Source organism: Staphylococcus sp. GDY8P126P (assembly GCF_017891965.1).
GTDB classification, from domain to species: Bacteria; Bacillota; Bacilli; order Staphylococcales; family Staphylococcaceae; genus Staphylococcus; species Staphylococcus saprophyticus.
Genome location: NZ_JAESKG010000002.1, coordinates 88,018 through 110,250 on the forward strand (window position 1 = coordinate 88,018; position 22,233 = coordinate 110,250).

At 32.2% G+C, this 22,233-nt stretch carries 20 protein-coding genes and 2 tRNA genes; 9 read left to right on the forward strand and 13 right to left on the reverse strand.

The window, feature by feature from the left end; translation table 11 throughout:
* Positions 1–10: 10 nt before the first annotated feature.
* Positions 11–4,639 (forward strand): GW dipeptide domain-containing protein, encoded by a 4,629-nt coding sequence (locus KA893_RS02920; RefSeq protein ID WP_194440770.1) that lies wholly within the window; start codon positions 11–13, stop codon positions 4,637–4,639.
* Between the two features lie 193 nt (positions 4,640–4,832).
* Here the strand turns inward: KA893_RS02920 and KA893_RS02925 are convergent, their stop codons facing one another.
* Complete coding sequence (locus tag KA893_RS02925) at positions 4,833–5,258, reverse strand: MarR family transcriptional regulator (protein ID WP_002483721.1); 426 nt, start codon at positions 5,256–5,258, stop codon at positions 4,833–4,835.
* Between the two features lie 200 nt (positions 5,259–5,458).
* Between KA893_RS02925 and KA893_RS02930 the strand changes: the two genes are divergently transcribed.
* Complete coding sequence (locus KA893_RS02930) at positions 5,459–6,463, forward strand: acyltransferase family protein (RefSeq protein WP_041079028.1); 1,005 nt, start codon at positions 5,459–5,461, stop codon at positions 6,461–6,463.
* 243 nt (positions 6,464–6,706) lie between these two features.
* Positions 6,707–7,867 (forward strand): aminotransferase class I/II-fold pyridoxal phosphate-dependent enzyme, encoded by a 1,161-nt coding sequence (locus KA893_RS02935; RefSeq protein ID WP_041079026.1) that lies wholly within the window; start codon positions 6,707–6,709, stop codon positions 7,865–7,867.
* 94 nt (positions 7,868–7,961) lie between these two features.
* On the opposite strand, the gene KA893_RS02940 is transcribed toward KA893_RS02935, so the two are convergent.
* The 5 genes from KA893_RS02940 to KA893_RS02960 form a co-directional block, all read right to left on the reverse strand.
* Positions 7,962–8,414, reverse strand: a complete 453-nt coding sequence (locus KA893_RS02940) for a MarR family winged helix-turn-helix transcriptional regulator (protein ID WP_041079024.1) — start codon at positions 8,412–8,414, stop codon at positions 7,962–7,964.
* Between the two features lie 437 nt (positions 8,415–8,851).
* On the reverse strand, positions 8,852–9,670 hold the full coding sequence (gene menB, locus KA893_RS02945) for a 1,4-dihydroxy-2-naphthoyl-CoA synthase (protein ID WP_002483725.1): 819 nt from the start codon (positions 9,668–9,670) through the stop codon (positions 8,852–8,854).
* Positions 9,663–10,469 carry a 2-succinyl-6-hydroxy-2,4-cyclohexadiene-1-carboxylate synthase gene (gene menH, locus KA893_RS02950; RefSeq protein WP_041079022.1) on the reverse strand — a complete coding sequence of 269 codons (807 nt, stop codon included), beginning with the start codon at positions 10,467–10,469 and terminating at the stop codon, positions 9,663–9,665. The genes menB and menH overlap by 8 nt, the downstream gene beginning before the upstream one ends.
* Complete coding sequence (gene menD, locus KA893_RS02955) at positions 10,456–12,138, reverse strand: 2-succinyl-5-enolpyruvyl-6-hydroxy-3-cyclohexene-1-carboxylic-acid synthase (RefSeq protein WP_041079020.1); 1,683 nt, start codon at positions 12,136–12,138, stop codon at positions 10,456–10,458. Before menD ends, menH begins: the two co-directional genes overlap by 14 nt.
* Positions 12,131–13,483 (reverse strand): isochorismate synthase, encoded by a 1,353-nt coding sequence (locus KA893_RS02960; protein ID WP_011303459.1) that lies wholly within the window; start codon positions 13,481–13,483, stop codon positions 12,131–12,133. The genes menD and KA893_RS02960 overlap by 8 nt, the downstream gene beginning before the upstream one ends.
* 188 nt (positions 13,484–13,671) lie before the next feature.
* Here KA893_RS02960 and KA893_RS02965 point away from each other — a divergent pair, with 188 nt between their 5' ends.
* Positions 13,672–14,610 (forward strand): 1,4-dihydroxy-2-naphthoate polyprenyltransferase, encoded by a 939-nt coding sequence (locus tag KA893_RS02965; protein ID WP_041079016.1) that lies wholly within the window; start codon positions 13,672–13,674, stop codon positions 14,608–14,610.
* 110 nt (positions 14,611–14,720) lie between these two features.
* Here the strand turns inward: KA893_RS02965 and KA893_RS02970 are convergent, their stop codons facing one another.
* On the reverse strand, positions 14,721–15,278 hold the full coding sequence (locus KA893_RS02970) for a GNAT family N-acetyltransferase (protein WP_115340645.1): 558 nt from the start codon (positions 15,276–15,278) through the stop codon (positions 14,721–14,723).
* Between the two features lie 177 nt (positions 15,279–15,455).
* On the opposite strand from KA893_RS02970, the gene KA893_RS02975 reads away from it, so the two are divergent.
* Positions 15,456–15,668 (forward strand): TM2 domain-containing protein, encoded by a 213-nt coding sequence (locus KA893_RS02975; protein WP_011303462.1) that lies wholly within the window; start codon positions 15,456–15,458, stop codon positions 15,666–15,668.
* Positions 15,669–15,788: 120 nt separating this feature from the next.
* Complete coding sequence (locus KA893_RS14130; RefSeq protein WP_011303463.1) at positions 15,789–15,878, forward strand: SAR1012 family small protein; 90 nt, start codon at positions 15,789–15,791, stop codon at positions 15,876–15,878.
* 86 nt (positions 15,879–15,964) lie between these two features.
* On the opposite strand, the gene KA893_RS02980 is transcribed toward KA893_RS14130, so the two are convergent.
* The 4 genes from KA893_RS02980 to KA893_RS02995 all read right to left on the reverse strand — a co-directional run bounded on the left by KA893_RS02980 (position 15,965) and on the right by KA893_RS02995 (position 17,490).
* Complete coding sequence (locus tag KA893_RS02980; RefSeq protein WP_002483731.1) at positions 15,965–16,393, reverse strand: organic hydroperoxide resistance protein; 429 nt, start codon at positions 16,391–16,393, stop codon at positions 15,965–15,967.
* Positions 16,394–16,604: 211 nt separating this feature from the next.
* Positions 16,605–16,693, reverse strand: a tRNA-Ser gene (locus KA893_RS02985).
* Between the two features lie 2 nt (positions 16,694–16,695).
* A tRNA-Asn gene (locus KA893_RS02990) sits at positions 16,696–16,770 on the reverse strand.
* Positions 16,771–16,923: 153 nt separating this feature from the next.
* Complete coding sequence (locus KA893_RS02995; RefSeq protein WP_041079011.1) at positions 16,924–17,490, reverse strand: competence protein ComK; 567 nt, start codon at positions 17,488–17,490, stop codon at positions 16,924–16,926.
* Between the two features lie 252 nt (positions 17,491–17,742).
* Here KA893_RS02995 and KA893_RS03000 point away from each other — a divergent pair, with 252 nt between their 5' ends.
* The gene (locus KA893_RS03000; protein ID WP_011303465.1) at positions 17,743–17,961 is read left to right on the forward strand and encodes an IDEAL domain-containing protein; all 219 of its coding nucleotides are present in this window, start codon (positions 17,743–17,745) and stop codon (positions 17,959–17,961) included.
* 81 nt (positions 17,962–18,042) lie between these two features.
* On the opposite strand, the gene lplA is transcribed toward KA893_RS03000, so the two are convergent.
* Positions 18,043–19,032 carry a lipoate--protein ligase gene (lplA, locus tag KA893_RS03005; RefSeq protein WP_002483734.1) on the reverse strand — a complete coding sequence of 330 codons (990 nt, stop codon included), beginning with the start codon at positions 19,030–19,032 and terminating at the stop codon, positions 18,043–18,045.
* 200 nt (positions 19,033–19,232) lie between these two features.
* Between lplA and KA893_RS03010 the strand changes: the two genes are divergently transcribed.
* Entirely contained in the window at positions 19,233–19,418 is a 186-nt protein-coding gene (locus KA893_RS03010; protein ID WP_002483735.1) for a YkvS family protein, read from the forward strand.
* Between the two features lie 5 nt (positions 19,419–19,423).
* Complete coding sequence (locus KA893_RS03015) at positions 19,424–20,026, forward strand: CPBP family glutamic-type intramembrane protease (protein WP_002483736.1); 603 nt, start codon at positions 19,424–19,426, stop codon at positions 20,024–20,026.
* Positions 20,027–20,616: 590 nt separating this feature from the next.
* Here the strand turns inward: KA893_RS03015 and KA893_RS03020 are convergent.
* On the reverse strand, positions 20,617–22,125 hold the full coding sequence (locus KA893_RS03020) for a bifunctional metallophosphatase/5'-nucleotidase (protein ID WP_002483737.1): 1,509 nt from the start codon (positions 22,123–22,125) through the stop codon (positions 20,617–20,619).
* Between the last annotated feature and the right edge of the window lie 108 nt (positions 22,126–22,233).

The following is a 22,233-nucleotide window of genomic DNA, read 5'->3' on the forward strand; positions in this document are numbered from 1 at the left end:
GGGCAGTTAAATGGCTAAGAAAAAGAACACTTATAAGGTACCTTCGATTGTAGCACTTACATTAGCAGGTACAGCTTTGACAACTCATCATGCTCAAGCAGCAAGTAATACACAAGATCAAACTCCGAATAAAAATGTATTGGATGATGAAAAAGCACTTAACCAAAGTGAACAAATTAAATCTGAAATTAGCAAACCAACAACTAACATTTCAGGTACACAAACATACCAAGACCCTACACAAGTAAAAGATGCATCTTCAAATGAAGATACAAATTATGATGCACAGTTAGATGAGTTGAATGATCAAACTTCTGAACAAACATCAAATCAAGATACATATAATCAGGAGACAGACGTTCAAGAAGATCAACAAGATGTTTCATCAGATAATGACACGAAATCTTTAGATACTGAGCAAACTTCTGTTGAAGATAACAACCAAGAGAATGAAGAAAACAACACTGACTCAAAACAATCAGAAACAAATTCAACTAATGAAGCATCACAGACATCTAATGATGTGAGTTCGAATGCTGAAGAAACAAATACAGATGAAAATTCGTCTGATGTAGCAAATCAAAATGAACCTGTTGCTCAAAATGACAAAGCAGAAACTTCTAATGAAGACGTTGCTTCTTCTGACGTTAAGCAAGACGACACTCAAAGTGACGCTAACACTTCTGATGTAGCAGATCAAAATGAATCAGAGACTCAAAATGACAATGCAGAAACTTCTAAAGAAGATGACGTTGCTTCTTCTGATGTTAAACAAGATGACACTCAAAGTGACGCTAACGCTTCTGATGATGTAAAAGATCAAAACGAATCTGAGACTCAAAATGATAAAGCAGAATCTTCTAATGAAGATGACATTGCTTCTTTTGATGTTAAGCAAGACGACACTCATAGTGACGCTAACGCTTCTGATGATGTGAAAGATCAAAACGAATCAGAAACTCAAAATGATAAAGCAGAAACTTCTAATGAAGACGTTGCTTCTAGTGATAAACAAGACGACACTCACAGTGACGCTAACGCTTCTGATATAGCAGATCAAAATGAATCTGCCACTCAAGATGACAAAGCAGAAACTTCTAATGAAGACGTTGCTTCTTCTGACGTTAATCAAGACGGCACTCATAGTGACGATAACGCTTCTGACGTAACAGATCAAAACGAATCTGTTGCTCAAAATGACAAAGCAGAAACTTCTAATGAAGACGTTGCTTCTTCTGATGTTAAACAAGATGACACTCAAAGTGACGCTAACGCTTCTGATGATGTAAAAGATCAAAACGAATCTGAGACTCAAAATGATAAAGCAGAATCTTCTAATGAAGATGACGTTGCTTCTTCTGATGTTAAACAAGATGACACTCAAAGTGACGCTAACGCTTCTGATGATGTAAAAGATCAAAACGAATCTGAAACTCAAAATGATAAAGCAGAATCTTCTAATGAAGACGTTGCTTCTAGTGATAAACAAGACGACACTCATAGTAACGATAGCGCTTCTGATATAGCAGATCAAAATGAATCTGCCACTCAAGATGACAAAGCAACTTCTAAAGAAGATGACGTTGCTTCTAATGACAAGCAAGATAATGCCAAAGTATCTACATCATCTAAAGAAGCTTCTACAGCAGAAAACAAAGTACAGCCAGCTACATTTAGTGCAAAAGTAACACCTAAGCTTAGAGTAGCTACTACTAGTGCTAATACTGCAGTAGCAACACGTTCTGCAGTAACTAAAGAAGCAACAACACGTGCGGCATTACCTAAATATTCACCAAAAGTTAATTCATCAATTAATAACTATATTCGTAAAAATAATTTTAAAGCACCAAATTACGAACAAGATATAGCAAATTACTTACCTCAATATAATTACCGTTATGGCAAACCTGAAGGTATTGTAATGCATGATACTGCTAATGATAATTCAACTATCACTGGTGAGATTAACTATATGAAGAATAATTACACGAGCGCTTTTGTTCATGCATATGTAGATGGTGATCGTATTATTGAAACTGCAAATACTGACTACTTAGCATGGGGTGCCGGTCCACAAGCAAATGATCGTTTTATACATGTTGAATTAGTTCATACGCATGACTATGACTCTTTTGCACGTTCAATAAATAATTATGCAGACTACGCAGCAACTAACCTACAATATTATGGTTTAGTCCCAGACAGTGCTGAATATGATGGTGTTGGTACGGTATGGACTCACCAAGCAGTCAGCAATTATTTAGGTGGTTCTGACCACTCTGACCCTCATGGTTACTTAGCAGCACATAATTATAGCTATGATGAACTTTACGATTTAATTTATGAAAAATATTTAATTAAAACTGGTCAAGCAGCAGCATGGGGTACTACTTCTTCTGGCAGTACAGGTGGTACTGGTGGTAGCACTGGTTCTGGAAACACAGGCACAACTACCCCATCAAAATCAGGTACCGTTAAAGTTACTGAAAATAATGGCGTAGGCCGTATCAACTCAAAAAATGATGGTTTATATACAACCGTTTATGACCAAAAAGGTAAAAAGACTGATCGCGTAAACCAAACACTTAAAGTAACTAAATCTGCTACTTTAGGTAAAGAACAATACTATTTAGTTTCTGACTATAACAAAGGCACTTTAATTGGTTGGGTACATCAAGGTGATGTGAGTTATAACGCCGCTAAAGCCGCTGCAAAAATCAATAAAACTTATAAAATTAATCCTGGAGAAGTGATTTATACAGTTCCTTGGGGAACAAGTAGTCAAAAAGCAGGTTCTGTTTCAGGTAAATCAGCTCAAACATTTAAAGCAACTAAGCAACAACAAATTGGTAAAACAAACTATATTTATGGTACTGTAAATAATTTAACTGGATGGGTTAGCTTAAGTAAATTAACGGCACCACCTACGACGCCAAGCAAGCCGTCTACGACTGCCAAGTTAGTTGTATCTAATTTAACTAATCAACAAGGTACAGTTGCTAAATCTAATCATGGTGTATATACATCTGTATATGATAAGCAAGGTGTACAAAAATCATATGTGAATGGTCAAACATACAAATTAAGTAAAAAAGCAACTTTAGGTAGCAATGCATTTTATTTAATTACTGATAATAAAACCAATACTAATTTAGGTTGGATGCAAACTGGAGATATAACAGTTAAAGAGACTGCTAAGAAACCAGCAGCAACTCAAACACAAACTGTAAGTAAGATTGGTCAATTAAATGCTACTAACTCTGGAATTAAAACAACAGTTTATGATCCAAAAGGTAAAGATGCATCTAAATTCTCAGGTAAAACATTTACTGTTACTAAACAACGTACACAAGGCAATAACACATATGTCTTAATCCAAAATACAAATCAAAACACACCAATCGGTTGGGTTAATACAAAAGATATCAATACACGTAACTTAAGTAAGACAACGGCTAAAAATGGTCAATATACTGTTAAAGCTACAAATAATGGTCTTTATGCTGTCCCTTGGGGTACAAAATCACAACAACTAGATACTTTAAAAAATGTAAAAAACAATCAATTTAATGCATCAAAATCAGTCTACGTTGACAAAGATGAATATATCTACGGTATTGTTAATAATAAAACTGGTTGGATTGCTGCAAAAGATTTAAATAGTACCACGAAGACACCTAGCGTTACAAAATCAGCTGTAACACCTATAAAATATGATTACATCATTCATAACCAAAAAGGTAGTTATTATATTGATCCATTAACAGGAAAAGCTGCTGGTTCATTGAAAGACTTTTATGAAGGTATTTTCACTGTATTTGAAAAACAAGTCATTAATGGTGTCACTTGGTACCATGGTAAATTAGCTAATGGTAAAGTCGTTTGGGTAAAAGAAGATGACTTACGTAAAGAATTAGTGAAATATTACAAATCAGGTCTTACACTTGATCAAGCAGTTGCTATCCAAAAAGGATTGAAATTCAAACCACAAATTCAACATACAGCTGGTAAATGGCAAGATGCTTCTGCAACTGAAATTAAAAATGCTATGGATTCTAGCAAATTAATTAAAGATCCAACTCAAAAATATCAATTCTTACGTTTAGATAAATCACAAAATATTTCTTCAGCTGATTTGGATAAACTATTAGTTGGTAAAGGTATTTTAGAAGGCCAAGGTGAAGCATTTAGCGAAGCTGCCAAAGCGTATAATATCAATGAAGTATATTTAATTTCACATGCCCTACTTGAAACTGGTAATGGTACATCTAAACTAGCTAATGGCGGAGATGTTGTTAACGGTAAAGTTGTAACTAATGGCAAAGATAAATACTATAATATGTTTGGTATTGGTGCTGTTGACAGCGATGCTGTTAAACAAGGTTTCGCTACAGCCAAAAATAATGGTTGGAATACTGTTAAAAAAGCAATTGTTGGTGGTGCTAAATTCATTGCTGGCTCATATATCAATCAAGGTCAAAACACACTTTACAAAATGCGTTGGAACCCTGAAAATCCAGGTGTTCATCAATATGCAACAGATGTAGCATGGGCAGCACATAATGCTACACGTATTAAAGGGTTTTATGATTCAATGGGTAAATTAGGTAAATACTTTGACGTAGATACTTATAAATAATCGCACTACTTTTTAGAGGCATTATTAAATGTTTATCAGCTTTACCTGTATCCCAATTTTTGGTATTTGATGACTAAAAAGTAAAAATCACTTTATGCTTTATAAATAACAAAAGATATTAAACGAAGCGTAGGTAATACATCACTTTTCAAAAAAGTGCTATATATCACCTACGCTTCGTTTATTTTATATTTCATTTAATAAAATATGTATGATGTGCATTTAATTTTTTTAATAACTGATTTAAGCTTTCAATATCTTTAGCTGTTAAATTTTGACATCGTGCTTCGATTAGCGCTATCCTAACTTCATTTATTTGTTCGACTAAAGCTTTTGACTTCTCTGTCACCATTAAATCTTTGCATCTCATATCCTTATTGGATTGTTTGCTCGTGATATAACCCATTTGACATAACTTCTTGATCCAACGTGATACGATAGATTGTTCTTTATTAATCTTCATTGTTAAATCATATTGAGATAACTTTTTATAATTATATAAAATTCTTAGCATCTCCAATTGCTCTGAAGTTAAATCTGTACGTTGTCCAAATCGTCTACTTACTAAATTAAGATCATTGCTCGTCAGTGTAATTAATTGTTCTAGTTGTTTATACATGTTGGTCATCTCCACTACTTTAAATTAAATTCTTAAGAGGTTAAATACACTATTTTATTTTCTAATATTATAATAGTATTCTTCCTAATATACAATGATAAAAGACAAATTGTACTATTTTGTTGCATTTCTCATATGTTTTATAATAAATTAGAAGTAGCGCATATAAAATTTATCGCATATATAAAAGGAGCAAAATAATGTCACAATTGAAAGAGAGAGATTACTTTTTCGATAATGCTAGAGCAATGTTAATCTTTCTTGTTGTGTTTGGCCATTTATTACAGCCATATACAGAAGCCAGTAAACATCTTTCTTCATTGTATTTAACAATATACAGCTTTCATATGCCGGGCTTTTTATTTATTTCTGGTTATTTTGCAAAAAAAGCAGGCCAAGCTGGTTATTTAGAAAAAGTCTCTAAAAAACTATTAATTCCTTACGTTGTTTTCTTTGGCTTTTTCTCTTTTTACTATTATTTAACTGGTAAAGAAGATAGTGTGAAATTTGATCCATTCGATCCAGTATTTGCATTATGGTTTTTACTTACATTATTCTTTTTCCACGTTATATTAGTAATCGTGAAGGACTATAAACCATACTATGTTTTACCGATTGCCATAATTATCTCATTATTTGCGGGTTATTCATCAAATATCGATAATTATCTAAGCTTTTCAAGAACCATCATGTTCTTTCCAATATTTTATTTAGGTTATCTGTTTACGAATAAGCATATCCAAACTTTAAAAAATAAAAAACTTGTTCCAATCTCTATCATCATTTTGATTGTATTTTATGTTACTTATACATATCATCCTATTAATGCAGATTGGTTATTAGGTGACTCACCCTATATGTCACTCGAAGGTAAACCAGACTTATACAGTCCTATTAAAAGGTTATTACTTTATTTCATAATTTTAATAACACTTTTCTCTTTCTTAAATCTAATACCAGAAAAAGAAAAGTTTTACACTTATATTGGACGTAGAACAATGTATGTTTATTTATTACATGGTTTAGTCATCGGGGTTATACGTGGATTCGGTATTTATCCATTTAAAGATTCAGTATCGATATTAACTTATGTCTATTTACTGCTCTTTACGACGATTATTGTCTATGCATTATCAACACGTTTTGTATCAAAATGGACAAATCCAATTATTAATCTACAATCCCCTTCTAAATTCAAAGAATAAAGGTACTGTGAAACGCGATATGATATATTTAAAGTAATGATGCGTAACCATTAATTAACGCAATCGCTTTATAGCAAGTATCATTAAAAAATAAGCATGATATAAATTTTTGCTATCCATTATAACTTTATATCGACATGCTTGTGGAGCGAGAATCAAAAGCCAAAGCTATCTTTGATTCTCGCTCTAACTCTACATATAAAATTAAATTTGGTATTTTTAAATCTTGAGGTGATTTATACAATGAAACTATCATTAAATAATAATTCAAAACATTTAAGTGCACCAAGTATTCGTCAATTTTCAAGCCGTATTAGCGGTATAAAAGACTGTATTAATTTAACAATTGGTCAACCAGATTTTCCAATGCCTGATGTTGTTAAATCTGCTTATATCCAGGCAATAAATGAAAATCAAACAAGCTATTCACATAATAAAGGTCTAGAGGAAACAAGAAATGCAGTTAGCCAATATTTCCATCAACGTTATGGATTTAAATATAGTTCCGAAGAAATTATTATTACCAACGGTGCTAGTGAAGCATTAGATACTGCATTAAGAAGCATCATTGATGAAGGTGATGAAATATTAATACCAGGTCCAGTATATTCTGGCTATATTCCACTTATCAAAACATTAGGTGGCGTGCCGGTTTATATTGATACCACAGAGACGAATTATAAAGTCACACCTGAAGCTATAGAGGCACATTTAACTGCGAAGACCAAAGCCATATTACTAAACTACCCTACTAATCCAACGGGCGTCATTTTGAACCACAATGAGGTTCAAGCACTAACTGAAACTTTAAAGCATATGCCTATATTTGTTATTAGTGATGAGATATATGCTGAAAACACTTTTACTGGCAAACATACATCATTCGCTGAATTCCCATCTATTAGAGAACAATTATTATTAGTTGGTGGTTTAAGTAAATCTCACTCTGCTACAGGTATTCGCATTGGATTCTTAATAGGTCCAGAATATCTTATTGAAAAATTAACTTTTATGCATGCCTACAATTGTATTTGTGCAAATGTACCAGCACAAATTGCTTGTATCGCTGCATTGAACGAAGGACTTGAAGCACCACAATATATGAACGAAGCATATATTGAACGCCGTAATTTCCTTATACAAAAACTTGAATCATTAGGTTTTGAACTCGATGCCAAACCTGAAGGTGCTTTTTATATTTTCCCAAGTATTCAACGCTTTACAGAAAACGATTTTGACTTTTGTGTAGATGTTCTGGAAAATGCTCATGTTGCAATTGTACCTGGTTCATCTTTTACTGATATTGGAAAGGGGCATGTTCGTATATCTTACGCATACGAACTTGATGCTTTAAAAGAAGCCATGAGAAGATTAGAAGATTACCTTAAAAATAAATATAATTAAAATAAAAACCGAGTAAAAGTTATGTCTATTAATAACTTTTACTCGGTTTTTTTATAAACAAGTGCTGCTCGTCAGCTATTCAATCCTGTTATATTTATCTTTCTTCATCATTTATATATATATTTTGTTCAGCGAACGTTTTTAAAATTTCATGATAAGCAAGAGAATCTTCCCTCTTCATATTAAACTGTTGAATGACATCCTCTGATATTTTTGGAAAATGATCTTTCAATTCTAATCCTTTTTCAGTTAATCGAACCTTCACTCTGCGCTCATCTTCTTCCGTTCTCATACGCTCAATAAGTGATTTTTTTTCTAAACGTTTAATAATTGGACTGATTGTACCTGAATCTAAATAAAGTTCATCACACAAGGTTTTAATATATATAGGTTTATCATTTTCAATATAAAGTAAGACAATATAATTCGGAAAGCTAATATCAAATTGCTTTAAATACTTATTAAATCTATTTACTACTTCTTTGCTAGTAATATAAAATAAATAGCACATTTCTTTTCTCATTTGATCATAATCGTTTGAAGTCATCTGTCTCCCCCAATCTATTAATAATAATATTAATAGATGTTTTAATAATAGTCAAATTTAATAATTAATTGTAAAAAAGTTTTCACATATAAAGGTATACCACCATTTATTATTTTGAAAAGAAACACTAAAAAATTAAGGTAAATATTTTGAATTTACATTCTAAAATTTTTAACTATCTCACAATAACAAATCATAATCTATCAATATTAGTACGCTTGAATATTAATATTATTATTAATTATTAAATACAATTGATATTCTAAAATTAATAAAAAAGAGCCTGGCACATGTCAAAATGTCCAGACTCTTTTCTTAATTACCAGTAGATATAAAGTACAACTTAGAACTACTTTCACATTTTATGTGAATTAGTAGTTCTTATGCATGAGGTTAGCTCAAGTAATCCTTATACACTACTTTCACATCCTAAATTTTTATGGGAATTTAGGGAATTGATCAAAATCAGGATCACGTTTTTCTTTAAACGCATCTCTACCTTCTTTAGCTTCATCCGTTGTGTAATAAAGTAAAGTAGCGTCTCCTGCCATTTGTTGTAAACCAGCTAATCCATCCGTATCAGCATTCATAGCTGCTTTTAAGAATCTTAATGCTGTAGGAGAATGTTGTTTCATTTCTTGACACCATTGTACTGTTTCATCTTCAACTTGATCTAAAGGAACAACCGTATTGACTAAGCCCATGTCCAATGCTTCCTGAGCATTATATTGACGACATAAGTACCAAATTTCACGTGCTTTTTTATGTCCTACGATACGAGCTAAATAACCTGAACCATAGCCAGCATCAAACGAACCTACTTTAGGTCCTGTTTGGCCAAAAATAGCATTATCAGCAGCAATTGTTAAATCACATACAACGTTCAATACGTTACCGCCACCGATAGCATAACCTCTAACCATTGCAACTACAGGTTTAGGGATTACACGAATAAGTCTTTGTAAATCTAAAACGTTTAAACGTGGAATTTGATCATCGCCTACATAACCACCATGGCCACGGACTTTTTGGTCTCCGCCAGAACAAAACGCTTTATCTCCTTCACCTGTCAAAATAATGACAGAAATACGTTGGTCGTCACGTGCTCTTGTAAATGCATCAATCATTTCTTGTACCGTATTTGGTGTGAATGCATTACGTACTTCAGGACGATTAATTGTAACTTTTGCAATACCATCATATAATTCATATTTAATTTCTTTATATTCTCTAATTGTTTCCCACTGTCTAGTCATTTTGCTCCTCCTTATTAATAAAACCTATTACTATTCTATCAAATTCTGCCATTTCTTCCACATGAATTGTATGCCCACTATTAGCAACAACATGCATTTCAAAATTTGGCATAACTGAAATGATATTTCTAGCTATTTTACAGAACTTACCATCTAATTCACCTACTATGATACACGTTGGTATTTGAATTTGATTTAATTGTGGCCATAAGTTCGGCATTTGTCCAGTTCCATAATCACGCAAAGCTTTGGCTAAACGCATTGGATTTTGACGTAATCTCATATCACGAATTGCGTTTCTTGTTGATTTATCTAACTCATACTGCGTATAAAACAACGGTAATTTTTCCCAATCATTCACAAACACCTCTAAGCCAGCTATTTCAAGCACTTTTGCTCTTGCTTGATCAACTAGCTGTCTTTCTTGTCGCTCATCACTGTTTTCAATTCCAGGAGATGTACTTTCTAGTATAAGCCCTGTTAATTGCGCTTGACCATATAAAGCATAGTAAAGTCCAATTCTACCACCCATGGAATAACCATGTAAGTAAATTTGATAATTTGTAAATAATCGCAACGTTTGATCTAACTCATGACTAATAAAAGGAAAATCCCATTTATGCTCTAAATCAGACTGATCTGCACCATGACCTGGTAAATCAATAGTTAAAATATTTATATTTTTATTTAGACTATGAATATGTTGATCAAATGTCTGTTGATCACTAATAAAGCCATGCAACATGACTAACAATTTGTCTGTTGGGGCGGTTGATTGATGAAATTTATAATGTAACATCGATAATATCACTCAACTTTTTATAGAGTTTAAGATGTTGCTGTTTGTTATCTTCTCGATGTGTCATGATTTCGTAAATATGTGAACCAAATTGCGATAAATCTGCATATTTAAAGGCTTCAATCGTATCAAATCGATCAAATGCAAAATCATATAATAACGCCGTATGTTCAAAATTCAATCCAGTTGGTGTACCGAACAATCTTTCAAAATATGCATCTGCCTCATTTTTTTGAGGTAAATATGAAAAGATACCGCCACCATCATTATTAAGTAAGACGATATTGAGTTGTATATCATTCAATTTAGACATTAATAAGCCATTCATATCATGGTAAAATGCTAAATCTCCAATCAACAATGTAATCTTTTTATGCACGGCCATACCTAACGCCGTAGATGTGACACCATCTATACCGTTCGCACCACGATTCGCGAATACTTCTGCCTCACAATCAATAAATAGATTATCAACATCACGAATTGGCATACTATTGCTCACAAACATAGCATCATCCTTGGTTAATTTATCTAATACATTACCCACATAAGCAGCTTCATCTGTAGCAGTTCTTAAATGATCTTTGATTTCTACTATTGCATGTTTTTCCACTGTTTGCCATTTCTCTAACCATTGCTTACGCTCAACTGTTGGCATCTCTGATAATTGTCTAAAGAAATCATTAGCAGACATTTCATATGATACGTGTGGGGTGATCGGAAATGCATCCGGACGATCATTATTTTGTACTAATATTTGGAATGCTTCTGTTACTTTTAACCATTGATTTAATTTTTTCGAAATTACAGGTTTACCAACACGAATGACAAAATCAGCCTCTAATTCTAAACCTGATCTCAACAATAGATCATAAGTCGTAACCACATTCGGATGGTGTTCACGTCTTAATTGACTCAATGGATCAGCTAAAATTGGCATATCATGGATTGTTGAAAATGTAAGAATTTGATCCACATCTTGATGTTGCATATCACCAACAATGATTAAACCTTTTCTTTTTTTCATCATTGCACTAATTTCATTTAAACTCGTTGTTTTTTGATAGTGTGGCAATATCTTTGTATCTGAAGTTAACCATTCTACTTTTTCAGTATTTGGTGTTAATGGTTCTCTAAAAGGTAAATTAAGATGTATGGGTCCTCGATGTGGGCCATAAAGAAATTGACTCGCTTTTTGCAATTGGAATTTAATTGTATTCGCCATTATATCTTCATTATCATTCTTTTCAGCAATTGGAAAATCAAACTGATACTGCACATAATTAGCAAACATATTCGTTTGATTTATTGCCTGAGGTGCACCAATGCCTCTTAATTCATGAGGTCGATCACTTGTAAGTACAACTAATGGTAAGTGACTCAAACTGCTTTCGGAAATCGCAGGTGTATAGTTAGCAGCTGCACTTCCTGATGTACAAAGGATAGCGACTGGTTTTTCACTACCTTTCGTCAAACCCATTGCAAAAAAGGCTGCACTTCTTTCATCTGGATGAATCCACGATTTCAATTTGGGATGCGCTTCTATAGCAATTGCTAGTGGTGTAGAACGCGATCCAGGACTTATAACTACTTCTCTAATGCCATAAGCATATAATTCAGAAACAATTGTAAAAACCTGCTTTGTTAATGCATCTGTATGATTATTCATATTCCTCGACTCCTAAAGCTTTCATCATAGGGTTAAATTTAACTGCAGTTTCTTCGACTTCACTATCCGCATCAGAATTTTTCACAATGCCACAACCAGCAAATAATGTGGCCTGGTTTTTCTTAATTAGCATGGATCTAATTGCTACAATAAACTCGCAATCATCATTCATATCTATATATCCAACAGGTGCACCATATAATCCACGCGTACCGAATTCATTTTGTTCAATGTATTCAATTGCTTCAGCTTTTGGATAGCCTCCAAGCGCTGGTGTTGGATGTAAATTGTCTAACAATCCAATATATGAATCATTTTCTAATTGACCCTTAATTTTTGTATATAGGTGATATAAATGATCATTGGTTAATATCTGCGGTGTTTCGTTAAAAGTAATATCTCTAACATAAGGTGCTATATCGTTTAATATACTTTCTACTACGAAACGATGTTCGTTTAAATTTTTATCATCATTTAAGAAAGCCTGTATATTTTCTTTATCTACTTCATCTTGATGTGTACGTTTGATTGTTCCAGCAACAGCCTTGGTAGATAATATACCATTGTTAACTTCCATTAATTGTTCCGGTGTTTGCGAGAAGAATATACTATCCTGTGACTCTAAGACAAATAAGTAACTATTATGTTCACCTTGTGATGCTTTTTGTAAGATATACGGTATATTGATATTTTTATCAAACATAACCAAACGTTTTCTCGCTAATACAATTTTTTTATGTTCATCTAATACATCAATTGTATCCTTAACTAAATCACGCCATTCATCTTTATATATATCTTCAATGCGTTTAATATTACCAATTTCAAACTCAGAATCTATTGTATTTTGAGTTAAATGTGCAATCAACGCTTTAAATTGTTCAATTTCAAATTGTTCTGCTTTTACAGTATAAGTAATATAAGAAACACCATTTTCCATAGTTATTAATACTTCTGGTAGTATAAAATGATTAATACCAAATTCTCGCCACTCATCACCAGATTTATGCATTGAGAATTGGAAACCTCCGCAAATCTTCAGATGATGTTTATCGGAGCTCGGATGTATTAATTCAATATCACTTTTGTATTTTTGCCATTCTCGAAAAATAGATTGTTTATTTTCAAAATCATTTTTAAATCTAGTAATAGCATGATAGCCAAAGAATGAAGTTTTGTTGTCATTTTTCTTGTAATAAAAACGGTCTCCAGCATTTTCTTCAGTCAAATGGAATAACACTGTAGGATCTAATTCATAGTCTATTTTTGCTTCTACTGAAACCCAAGTATGATTACTTTCGTATACCGCTTCGACAATTTCACTTTCCCTGAGGTCTAATGTCATCTATTTCACTTCTTTCATTTATCAGTTTACACTCATTATAATATTGTACCACTTTTCACAATGTGTGTATGGTTTCTAGCTTATTTCGTTACTACAAATTTTTACGTAATTTGACCTTTACACCTTATTCTATTAAAATATATTAGATAAAAAATATCATAAATTTAAAGAATTCGAGGTAAATCATTATGTCATCTCAATATCAACAATATTCAACTGTCAAAAAGTACTGGCAGTTAATGAGACCACATACATTGACTGCTGCTGTCGTACCTGTACTCGTTGGTACTGCTTCAGCTAAGCTCTTCTTACTGGGGAGTGAAGATCATTTAAAACTAAGTCTCTTATTAGCTATGTTAATTGCCTGTCTATTAATACAAGCTGCAACGAACATGTTCAACGAATACTATGATTTCAAAAAAGGCTTAGATGATCATACTTCAGTTGGTATCGGAGGCGCCATTGTTCGAAATGGTATGAGTCCCAAATTAGTAATGAATTTAGCCATTGCATTCTATATTATAGCCGCGTTATTAGGTATTTTCATTGCAATACAAAGCTCATTCTGGTTACTGCCAATTGGTCTAGTTTGTATGTCAGTTGGTTATTTGTATACTGGTGGTCCTTTACCAATCTCATGGACACCATTCGGCGAACTGTTTTCTGGCGTGTTTATGGGTATGATCATTATATTAATTGCATTCTTTATTCAAACTGGCAATTTACAAAGCCTTGTTGTTTGGATAAGCATTCCAATTGTAATCACTATTGGTCTTATCAATATGGCCAACAATATTCGAGATCGTGTTAAAGATAAAGAAAGTGGTCGAAAGACACTACCAATCTTATTAGGCAAAAATAATTCAGTACGCTTCTTAGGTCTCATGTATATTATTGCCTATGTACTTGTTATTTATATCACTTTCTTTATCCCTGGTGGTTCAATCTTCTTTTTATTAGCATTGCTTTCATTCCCAATGCCAATTAAAGCCGTGCGTAGATTCAAGAAAAACGATACACCTCAAACAATGATGCCAGCGATGGCAGCGACAGGTAAAACCAATACATTCTTTGGTTTACTATATGCATTAGGTATTTATATTAGCGCATTACTTGGTGGTATTTAAGAACGTGCTAGTGTCACATTACCATGACTCGGACGTATACATTTTCGTCCCTGTTAACCACTGTAAATAAGCTGAATTAAGTCGAGACATATATTCATGTCTCGGCTTTTTTAATTCGCTTTATAAACCATGTGATAATGTATATGACCATATAGATCAAATTTACTATTCGCTTCAAATCCCAACTTTTTATACACACTTAATGCGCCTTCATTAGTTACATCACAATTTAAACTCCATTTTTCATCTTTATATGCATTTAGCACATGTTTAACTAACTGTGTGGCAACACCTCTTCCACGATATTGTGGAAATGTTGCGACTGTCTCTATATACCATTCATCATCATTAGCCTCTTTCATCGGCATCGGCGACCCGTATGCTCTAATATCATCGTCTAACGTCATATCTAGCCACGCACGTTCCATTTCTAATTCCTTATTGCCAGGATATGCAATTAAGCACCCTGCTACCTCTCCATCTATTTCATATATCCATGTATTGCTATAATGACCTCTGTAAGGTACCTCAATCATACTTTGCTCCATTACTTTCAGTAAACGTTCCTTTTCAATACCTTTTACCATATCAACTTCTAGTTCTTGCCAAATGATGTAACACAATTCTGCAATTTTTTGAATATCGTTTTGATTTGCTTTTCTAATCATATATAATCTCCTCAGCTTCGTTAATTATTTATTTTAATTATAAATGATAAAATCTAAAATTTCGAAGTTAATACTATTTAATTTTTCTCTTTTAAATCAATTGTTTTCAATTGTTGTATCGTAAAAGATAAGAGATAATTACCGTATTAACTATAATTTATGAAAGGATATGGAATAATGAAAGTAAATAAAGTCATTTACGTCGTACTTGCGTTTATTTTAGGCTGGTGTGGTATACACAAATTTTATTCAAATCAGCTTTTACAAGGAATACTTCACCTTATTTTCTTTTGGACTGGTATCCCCTATATCATTGCGATTATTAGTGGATTGTTAACAATATTTTTCAACAAAGCTGATGAAGATGGATTGATTATCCTCGAGAAATAGACTTTAACCTCTTATAAAATTTATGAATTTGCAAAATCATCTATATTTTGTCTTAAAATTGGGTAAATAGAAAAATAACGCAAATTAAAACATTTCAATTGTATTTTGGGAGGTCTTAGGATGAAAAATATTATTCAACGTGTATTCAGAGCTTTAGCTGTAGGTTATATTGTTAAAGCAATTAGAAATTTAATAAGTAAAAATAAATAATAAAGCTAATCGCAAATTGTATAAATCAAAAAAGCTTATAACGCCTTGTACTTTAAGGGTTATAAGCTTTTTCTATCTTCGTTAATTTAGTTGACACTGACTTGAATTTCAATATCGATTGATTCTTTTAAAGCCTTAGAATATGGACAATAGTTATGCGCTTTTTCAACATAAGTTTCTGCTTCTTCCTGAGTCATATCAGTTAACGTTACATCTAATTCTGCTGCTAATTTAACACCACCATCATTTTTGTCTGGTAATAAATAAGCTGTCACACTTACTTCTGGTTCAATCGTGCCTTTACTATCGCTTTTTAAAATATGCATAAGTGCATTGTTAAAACATGCACTGTAACCTGCTGCAAATAGCTGCTCGGGATTAGATTCTGTTACGCCATTACCACCCATCTCTTTCGGCACTGCTAAATCCTGATAAAATGTATTATCTTCACTAAATACTTTACCATCTCTTCCACCATTGCTAATCACTTTTGTTTCATATAAAGGTTTGACCATCTTAAAATCTCCTTTTAAAATTATATTATTTTTTTATACAATCAACATTAATTCATTAATAATATAACATTATTTTTTTGTGATTAACAAAAATATGATTTGAGCTATTTTATAGAATTGCAAACACTACTTAATTCACTTACTTTAAACGCACAAAAAAACACCGCAATCCCAAAAAGGATTACGGTGTTTAAAACAAAGTTTTATATTACGGAAACGGAGGGATTCGAACCCTCGCGCCGCTCTCGCGACCTACACCCTTAGCAGGGGCGCCTCTTCAGCCAACTTGAGTACGTTTCCAATGGCTCCACAGGTAGGACTCGAACCTACGACCGATCGGTTAACAGCCGATAGCTCTACCACTGAGCTACTGTGGAATAATGGGTTGCTCTAATCAAGCACAAATATTATTATATCAACTCTCGTTAAATTTTCAAGTAGTAAACGTAAAAAAATATGCGGAATATTTACACTAAATTAATATAATATTCCACATATATCATTTTTACATGCTTACGTCGCCAAATTTACTACGATTTATTTTCAAATAATGAATATTTTGCTAATGCTTCATAAATATTTAATTGAGGTTTTGTATAATCAATAGGAGATTCTGGATCAAAGGTAGCAACTCTTGCTGCCCTATCCATCATATAGTAATAATAAATACCATTTAGGTATTGATGATGCATGCTATGTGCTGAAATGTTAGCTACAATTGTTTGATTATCTACAAATGTCACTTTACATTTCTTTTCTTTTAGTGGTTTGATTTGGTGAACATAATGAATATTAATCCAAGTATTTTCTTCTTTTCTATCAGAGTGCGTTGGGAAAAAATAAGTAGGAAAAAGTGGAGTAAATAAAATTGGGGGTTTACTGCTTATGCCAGTAATTCTCATCGTATCTTCTTTCTTAAAATGATAACTACTACCATAAAATCTACACGATCGATCAATGATCTTTGGAACACGTTCTTTTAGAACTTTGCTGTCATCCTTATACTTTAAAAGATAACTACCTTCATACTTACCAGTTGATAAACTGCATGGTTGTAAAACCATATCCCCTTTTTTAATGATATAGGGTTGAATCATATTTTTACCTCCTTATATATTATGGCGACAACCAAATAATATAATACAAGCATCTTAAAATCAACTTATATAATAATAATTTTTATAAATTTTCTACAATTAATTTTTAGTATCTATACTTTTGCATTAATTTATTTTTTGTAAAGTTGCATTTTACACTTATTTTTTTCGGAAAAGTCTGAATATTCATTGATTTAAAAATTAAAACCTTGTATACTGTATATAAATATAGATAGAGGGGCTGTGTTGATTATGAAACATAATACACATGTAAAGTACAATACACTAGAATCATTTGTATCTACGATTAATGATTTAGGCATTGAATTGATCATAGATGAATCATTGCGCAACGTTCGTAAGCAAAAATTGGAACAACTCATTGATAATGCTTTAAAAAATAAAAACGAGAATGATTTCAAACGCTATACTGAAGAATACAAAAATTTGGAGGAATTTCTCGTTGGTTAATTTATTGTTTTGTTACTTAAAATAAGGTCTATTCCCTACTTAAAATTAAGATAGAGAATAGACCTTTTTATATGTTATTTATTATGACATTAATCTGATTAATTCGTAGCGTTCAATATCACCAAAATAATGATAAATATCGTAATTTGAAAGTGCTTCTTCTATACTATCGAATTCATGCATTGTACCCTCTAGTGCATTTTCTAATTCAGTTATGTCGCCTTCACCGAAAAAGTCACCGAAAATTTTTGCATGCTCAATCCGACCTTTTTTTACATCTAATTTTATTTGAACGAAACCTTTTTCAAATTTTTCTTCTCTTTCAAAATTATATTTTGGATTCCTACCGTAATTCCATTCCCATGTACGGTATTTTTCATTACTTAGTTGTTCAATTTTTTTCCAATCGTCATCAGTTAATATATATTCTTCTACTTGCGTAGCTTCTCCAAAAATTGTTTTTAAAATTATTTCCTTAAATCGATCAATATCTAAAGGTTCATCTAAAAACTCAGAAATATTGGCTACTCTGCTTCTTACTGATTTGATACCTTTCGATTTAATCTTTGCTGGATTAACTTTCAATGCATTTTGGACTTCATTCAATTCACTATTTAGCATTAATGTGCCATGACTAAACATACGATCCTTTACTTTGACCATAGCATTACCTGATATTTTTGCACTACCTACTTGAATGTCATTTCTACCACTCATGTCAGCATCAACGCCTAATGATTGTAATGCCTCAACAATCGGCTCTGTGAATTTTTTGAAATTATGGAAACTGTTACCATCATCATCAGTTACAAAACTAAAGTTTAAATTGCCTGTGTCATGGTATACTGCTCCTCCACCAGATATACGTCTAACGACATCAATGCCGTGTTCGTCTATATATGGTTGATTCACTTCTTCAATTGTATTTTGATTTTTCCCAATAATAATCGAAGGTCTATTTACATAAAACAAAAAATAACTATCATCTTTTGGCATATTTTTTAAAACATATTCTTCCATTGCCAAATTTAATGTTGGATCTGTAATGTCGTTGTTACTAATAAACTTCATCTACTGCACTCCTTTTCCATAAATATATGCCCTTACCCTATTTATGCTATATTTTCACAAAAATTGCCAATCATTCACTTTGATATTTTGCTAAAAATTGAAAATTGTTTTACATCATGCAATTTAATGGTTTTTTGTTTATTTGTCTGCCGATTTTTTGTATAATACTATCTAGTTAGCATTTCTAGGGAGGACTAAAAATGACTGTTGCAGAAGTGGGAAATATCGTAGAATTTTATGACGGCTTAAAAGGTCGAGTTGAAAAAATTAATGACAACTCAGTAATTGTTGATTTAACAATTATGGAGAACTTCGAAGAACTAGACTTGCCAGAAAAAACTGTCATTAATCACAAACGATACACAATCGTCGAACAAGAAGGATAGTTAAAATGAATAGAATTTCTAAGGCACTAATTTGGTTTGTCGTAAGTTTCATAGTATTCCACATTATTCTTTTGGTAATGTGGGGCGAGAAACAAGAATATTGGTATCTTTATACGGGCATTATGCTAATTGCTGGTATCAGTTATATCTTTTATCAGAGAGATATTGAATCTAAACGTTTACTCACATCACTAGGTGTGGGCATTATTACTGGTATTGTATTGATTATTATTCAACTTATTATCGCAGCAATTGCTTCTGATATAAAATATGCTGAATTAATCAAAGAACTCACACGTACGGGTGTCTATTATAAATGGCAAATGTTAGTAACATTAGTCTTTGTTATACCTTGTCATGAGCTTTACATGAGAACTGTTTTACAAAAAGAATTAATCAAATTAAATATCCCAAGTTGGTTAAGTATTATAATTACAGCATTATGTTCTGCTTCATTATTTTACTATCTTGACAACTTATGGATTGTTTTCTTTGTATTTATTGTACAAATGGCACTTTCATTAAGTTATTTCTATACACGCAGAATAGCAACAACTGTTGTAGCTCAAATTGTAGCAGTTGTTATCTTATTAATATTCAACGTATAAACCTATACGATTATTAATAAACGTTGGGACTTCAATACCCTTCTCAAATGAAAAGGAGTCTGAGACATAAATAGTTGTCTCAGACTGTTTTTCATTTAGGCAGCAGATGACTGAATTGAAAATGTAAAGTCTCACTGATTTAAAGAACTACTTTTTCAATTTATGAAAATCAGTGGTTCTTATGCATAAGCCAAAGCTTATGTATTCTGCATAAAATTCTAGGAGACTTATGCATGTGCTTTAGCTCAGATAAACATTTCAATCCTAGTCATCCTTGCCTTGATTGCATAGGTGGGACTACGAAATCTCTATTAAAAAATTTGATTTCTGTCCCACTCCCCTTTCGTTATTAACATTTTGCACTTTTGGAGATTCATTCAAGCTATTGAAAGTTAGCGATACAAAACGATATTTATACAATGCGCCCGAGAGTCAGGATGTTACAACATCATATAATCTTTAATTTAATATTCTAAATAAAGATACTTTCGTATAATTTTGCAAAAAGTAAAGAAAACGTCAATTTCTATATTATCTCAATAGAAATTGACGTTTATTTTTAGTCAAAGTTACTTATATACTAGACGTGCTTATATTAAAACTTCAAATGTCTGTTTTTGTTTTATTTTATATTGGTCATCTTTCAAATTTCGTGAAATCAATTCAACCATCGTAATTTCACCTGTTTCATGAATAACTGCTTGCTCTAAATATTGTTTATAATTTCTGTAGCAATAATCTGTCATACTTACGCGATACATATGATCTAATGTTATATTATTTAATTGAACCCTTTCAAATGGCAATGCATTCATATCAATTGTATAGTCCACACCTTGCCAAAATGTACAGAGTGTTTCATCCACAATAGTTAAGCTTAACGAACCTCCACTAAATTCAATATGTGCATAACAATATTCTAAAATATCTTTTATTTGTTGACCTTTCAAAGTTAAATCAATTGGTACATCTGGATGAGGATATGCATTATATAATGCCTCATTAGTAATTTGTCCAGATAATCCAGTTTCGCCGCTTGTAGGCAAATGGACACAGGAAATATCATAATCAAATTTGCGACGTATACTATCATGTAATAGTTGGGTAAATGCATGAGGTTTGGTAATCACGTCATCTAACCCATCAATATGTGCATCTATATCTTTATTTGTTAAAATTTCTTTTCCCCAATGTTCAACTGTTTTTCGATCATAATAAGTTAAATCTAATAACGCTTCATCTTCTTTATATTCATTTAAATCAACGATTTTTGATTCTACATTTTCTAATTCGAATGAATTCGTTCGCTTTTTAAAATTGATTTTCACGTGAATTAACTGTTCTGCATTTTGGCCAGCTTGAACATATAAAGTTTTTTCATCTTTTCCAATAAATGTTTGATGCTGATGACCAGTAATAAGCAAATCGATGACACCTAAGGTTTGCATTAGTTTTTCTGCTTCATTCACATTTTGCTCACGTTCATTTGATGACTTATTAAGCTGATCTAATCCCCCATGATAAATGACAATTAGAAATTCTGGCATCTCTGTTTCGTGAATAAATCGAATCCATCGCTTAGAAGACAGCAAGGTTTTTTCAATTTGTACATCATTCTCCATTTCAAAATGCTCTCTCTCCATTAAACCGTCCGAAGTTAATCCAACGATTGCAATTTTAACACCTTCTATTTCTTTAATTGTATAAGGCGTTGAAAAATAAGGCTCACGTGTTTTCTTATATTCAATATTGGCAGAAAGCCATGGAAATCTCGATAATGAAACTGCTCTAGAAAAGAAGGATAATCCAAATTTGAATTCATTAGGACTAATGCCACTTGCATCATATTGCATGGCGTTCATTAATTTTATCATTGGATGGCGTTTATATGGCGCTACCACAGCGTAGTAAAACGCAGCCAGAGAACCCGCTAAACTCCCGCCACTATCTAGTAAAATGACATGTTCATTTTCTTCTCTTTTCGATTTAACATACGTACCAGCTCGATAGATATTAGAACCATTATCTCCATTTAGAAAATAACTATGCATATCTGAAGTAGCAATAACATCAATTGCAATCTTTTCACTTTTTTTCATATGCCTCTCTCCTCGTTAATCACAGTTTAACATGTTTTTAAATTACGTCGATACTAATATCTTATCTTCATTATTTATAACTATATTAAAAATAGATAATTAAAAAAC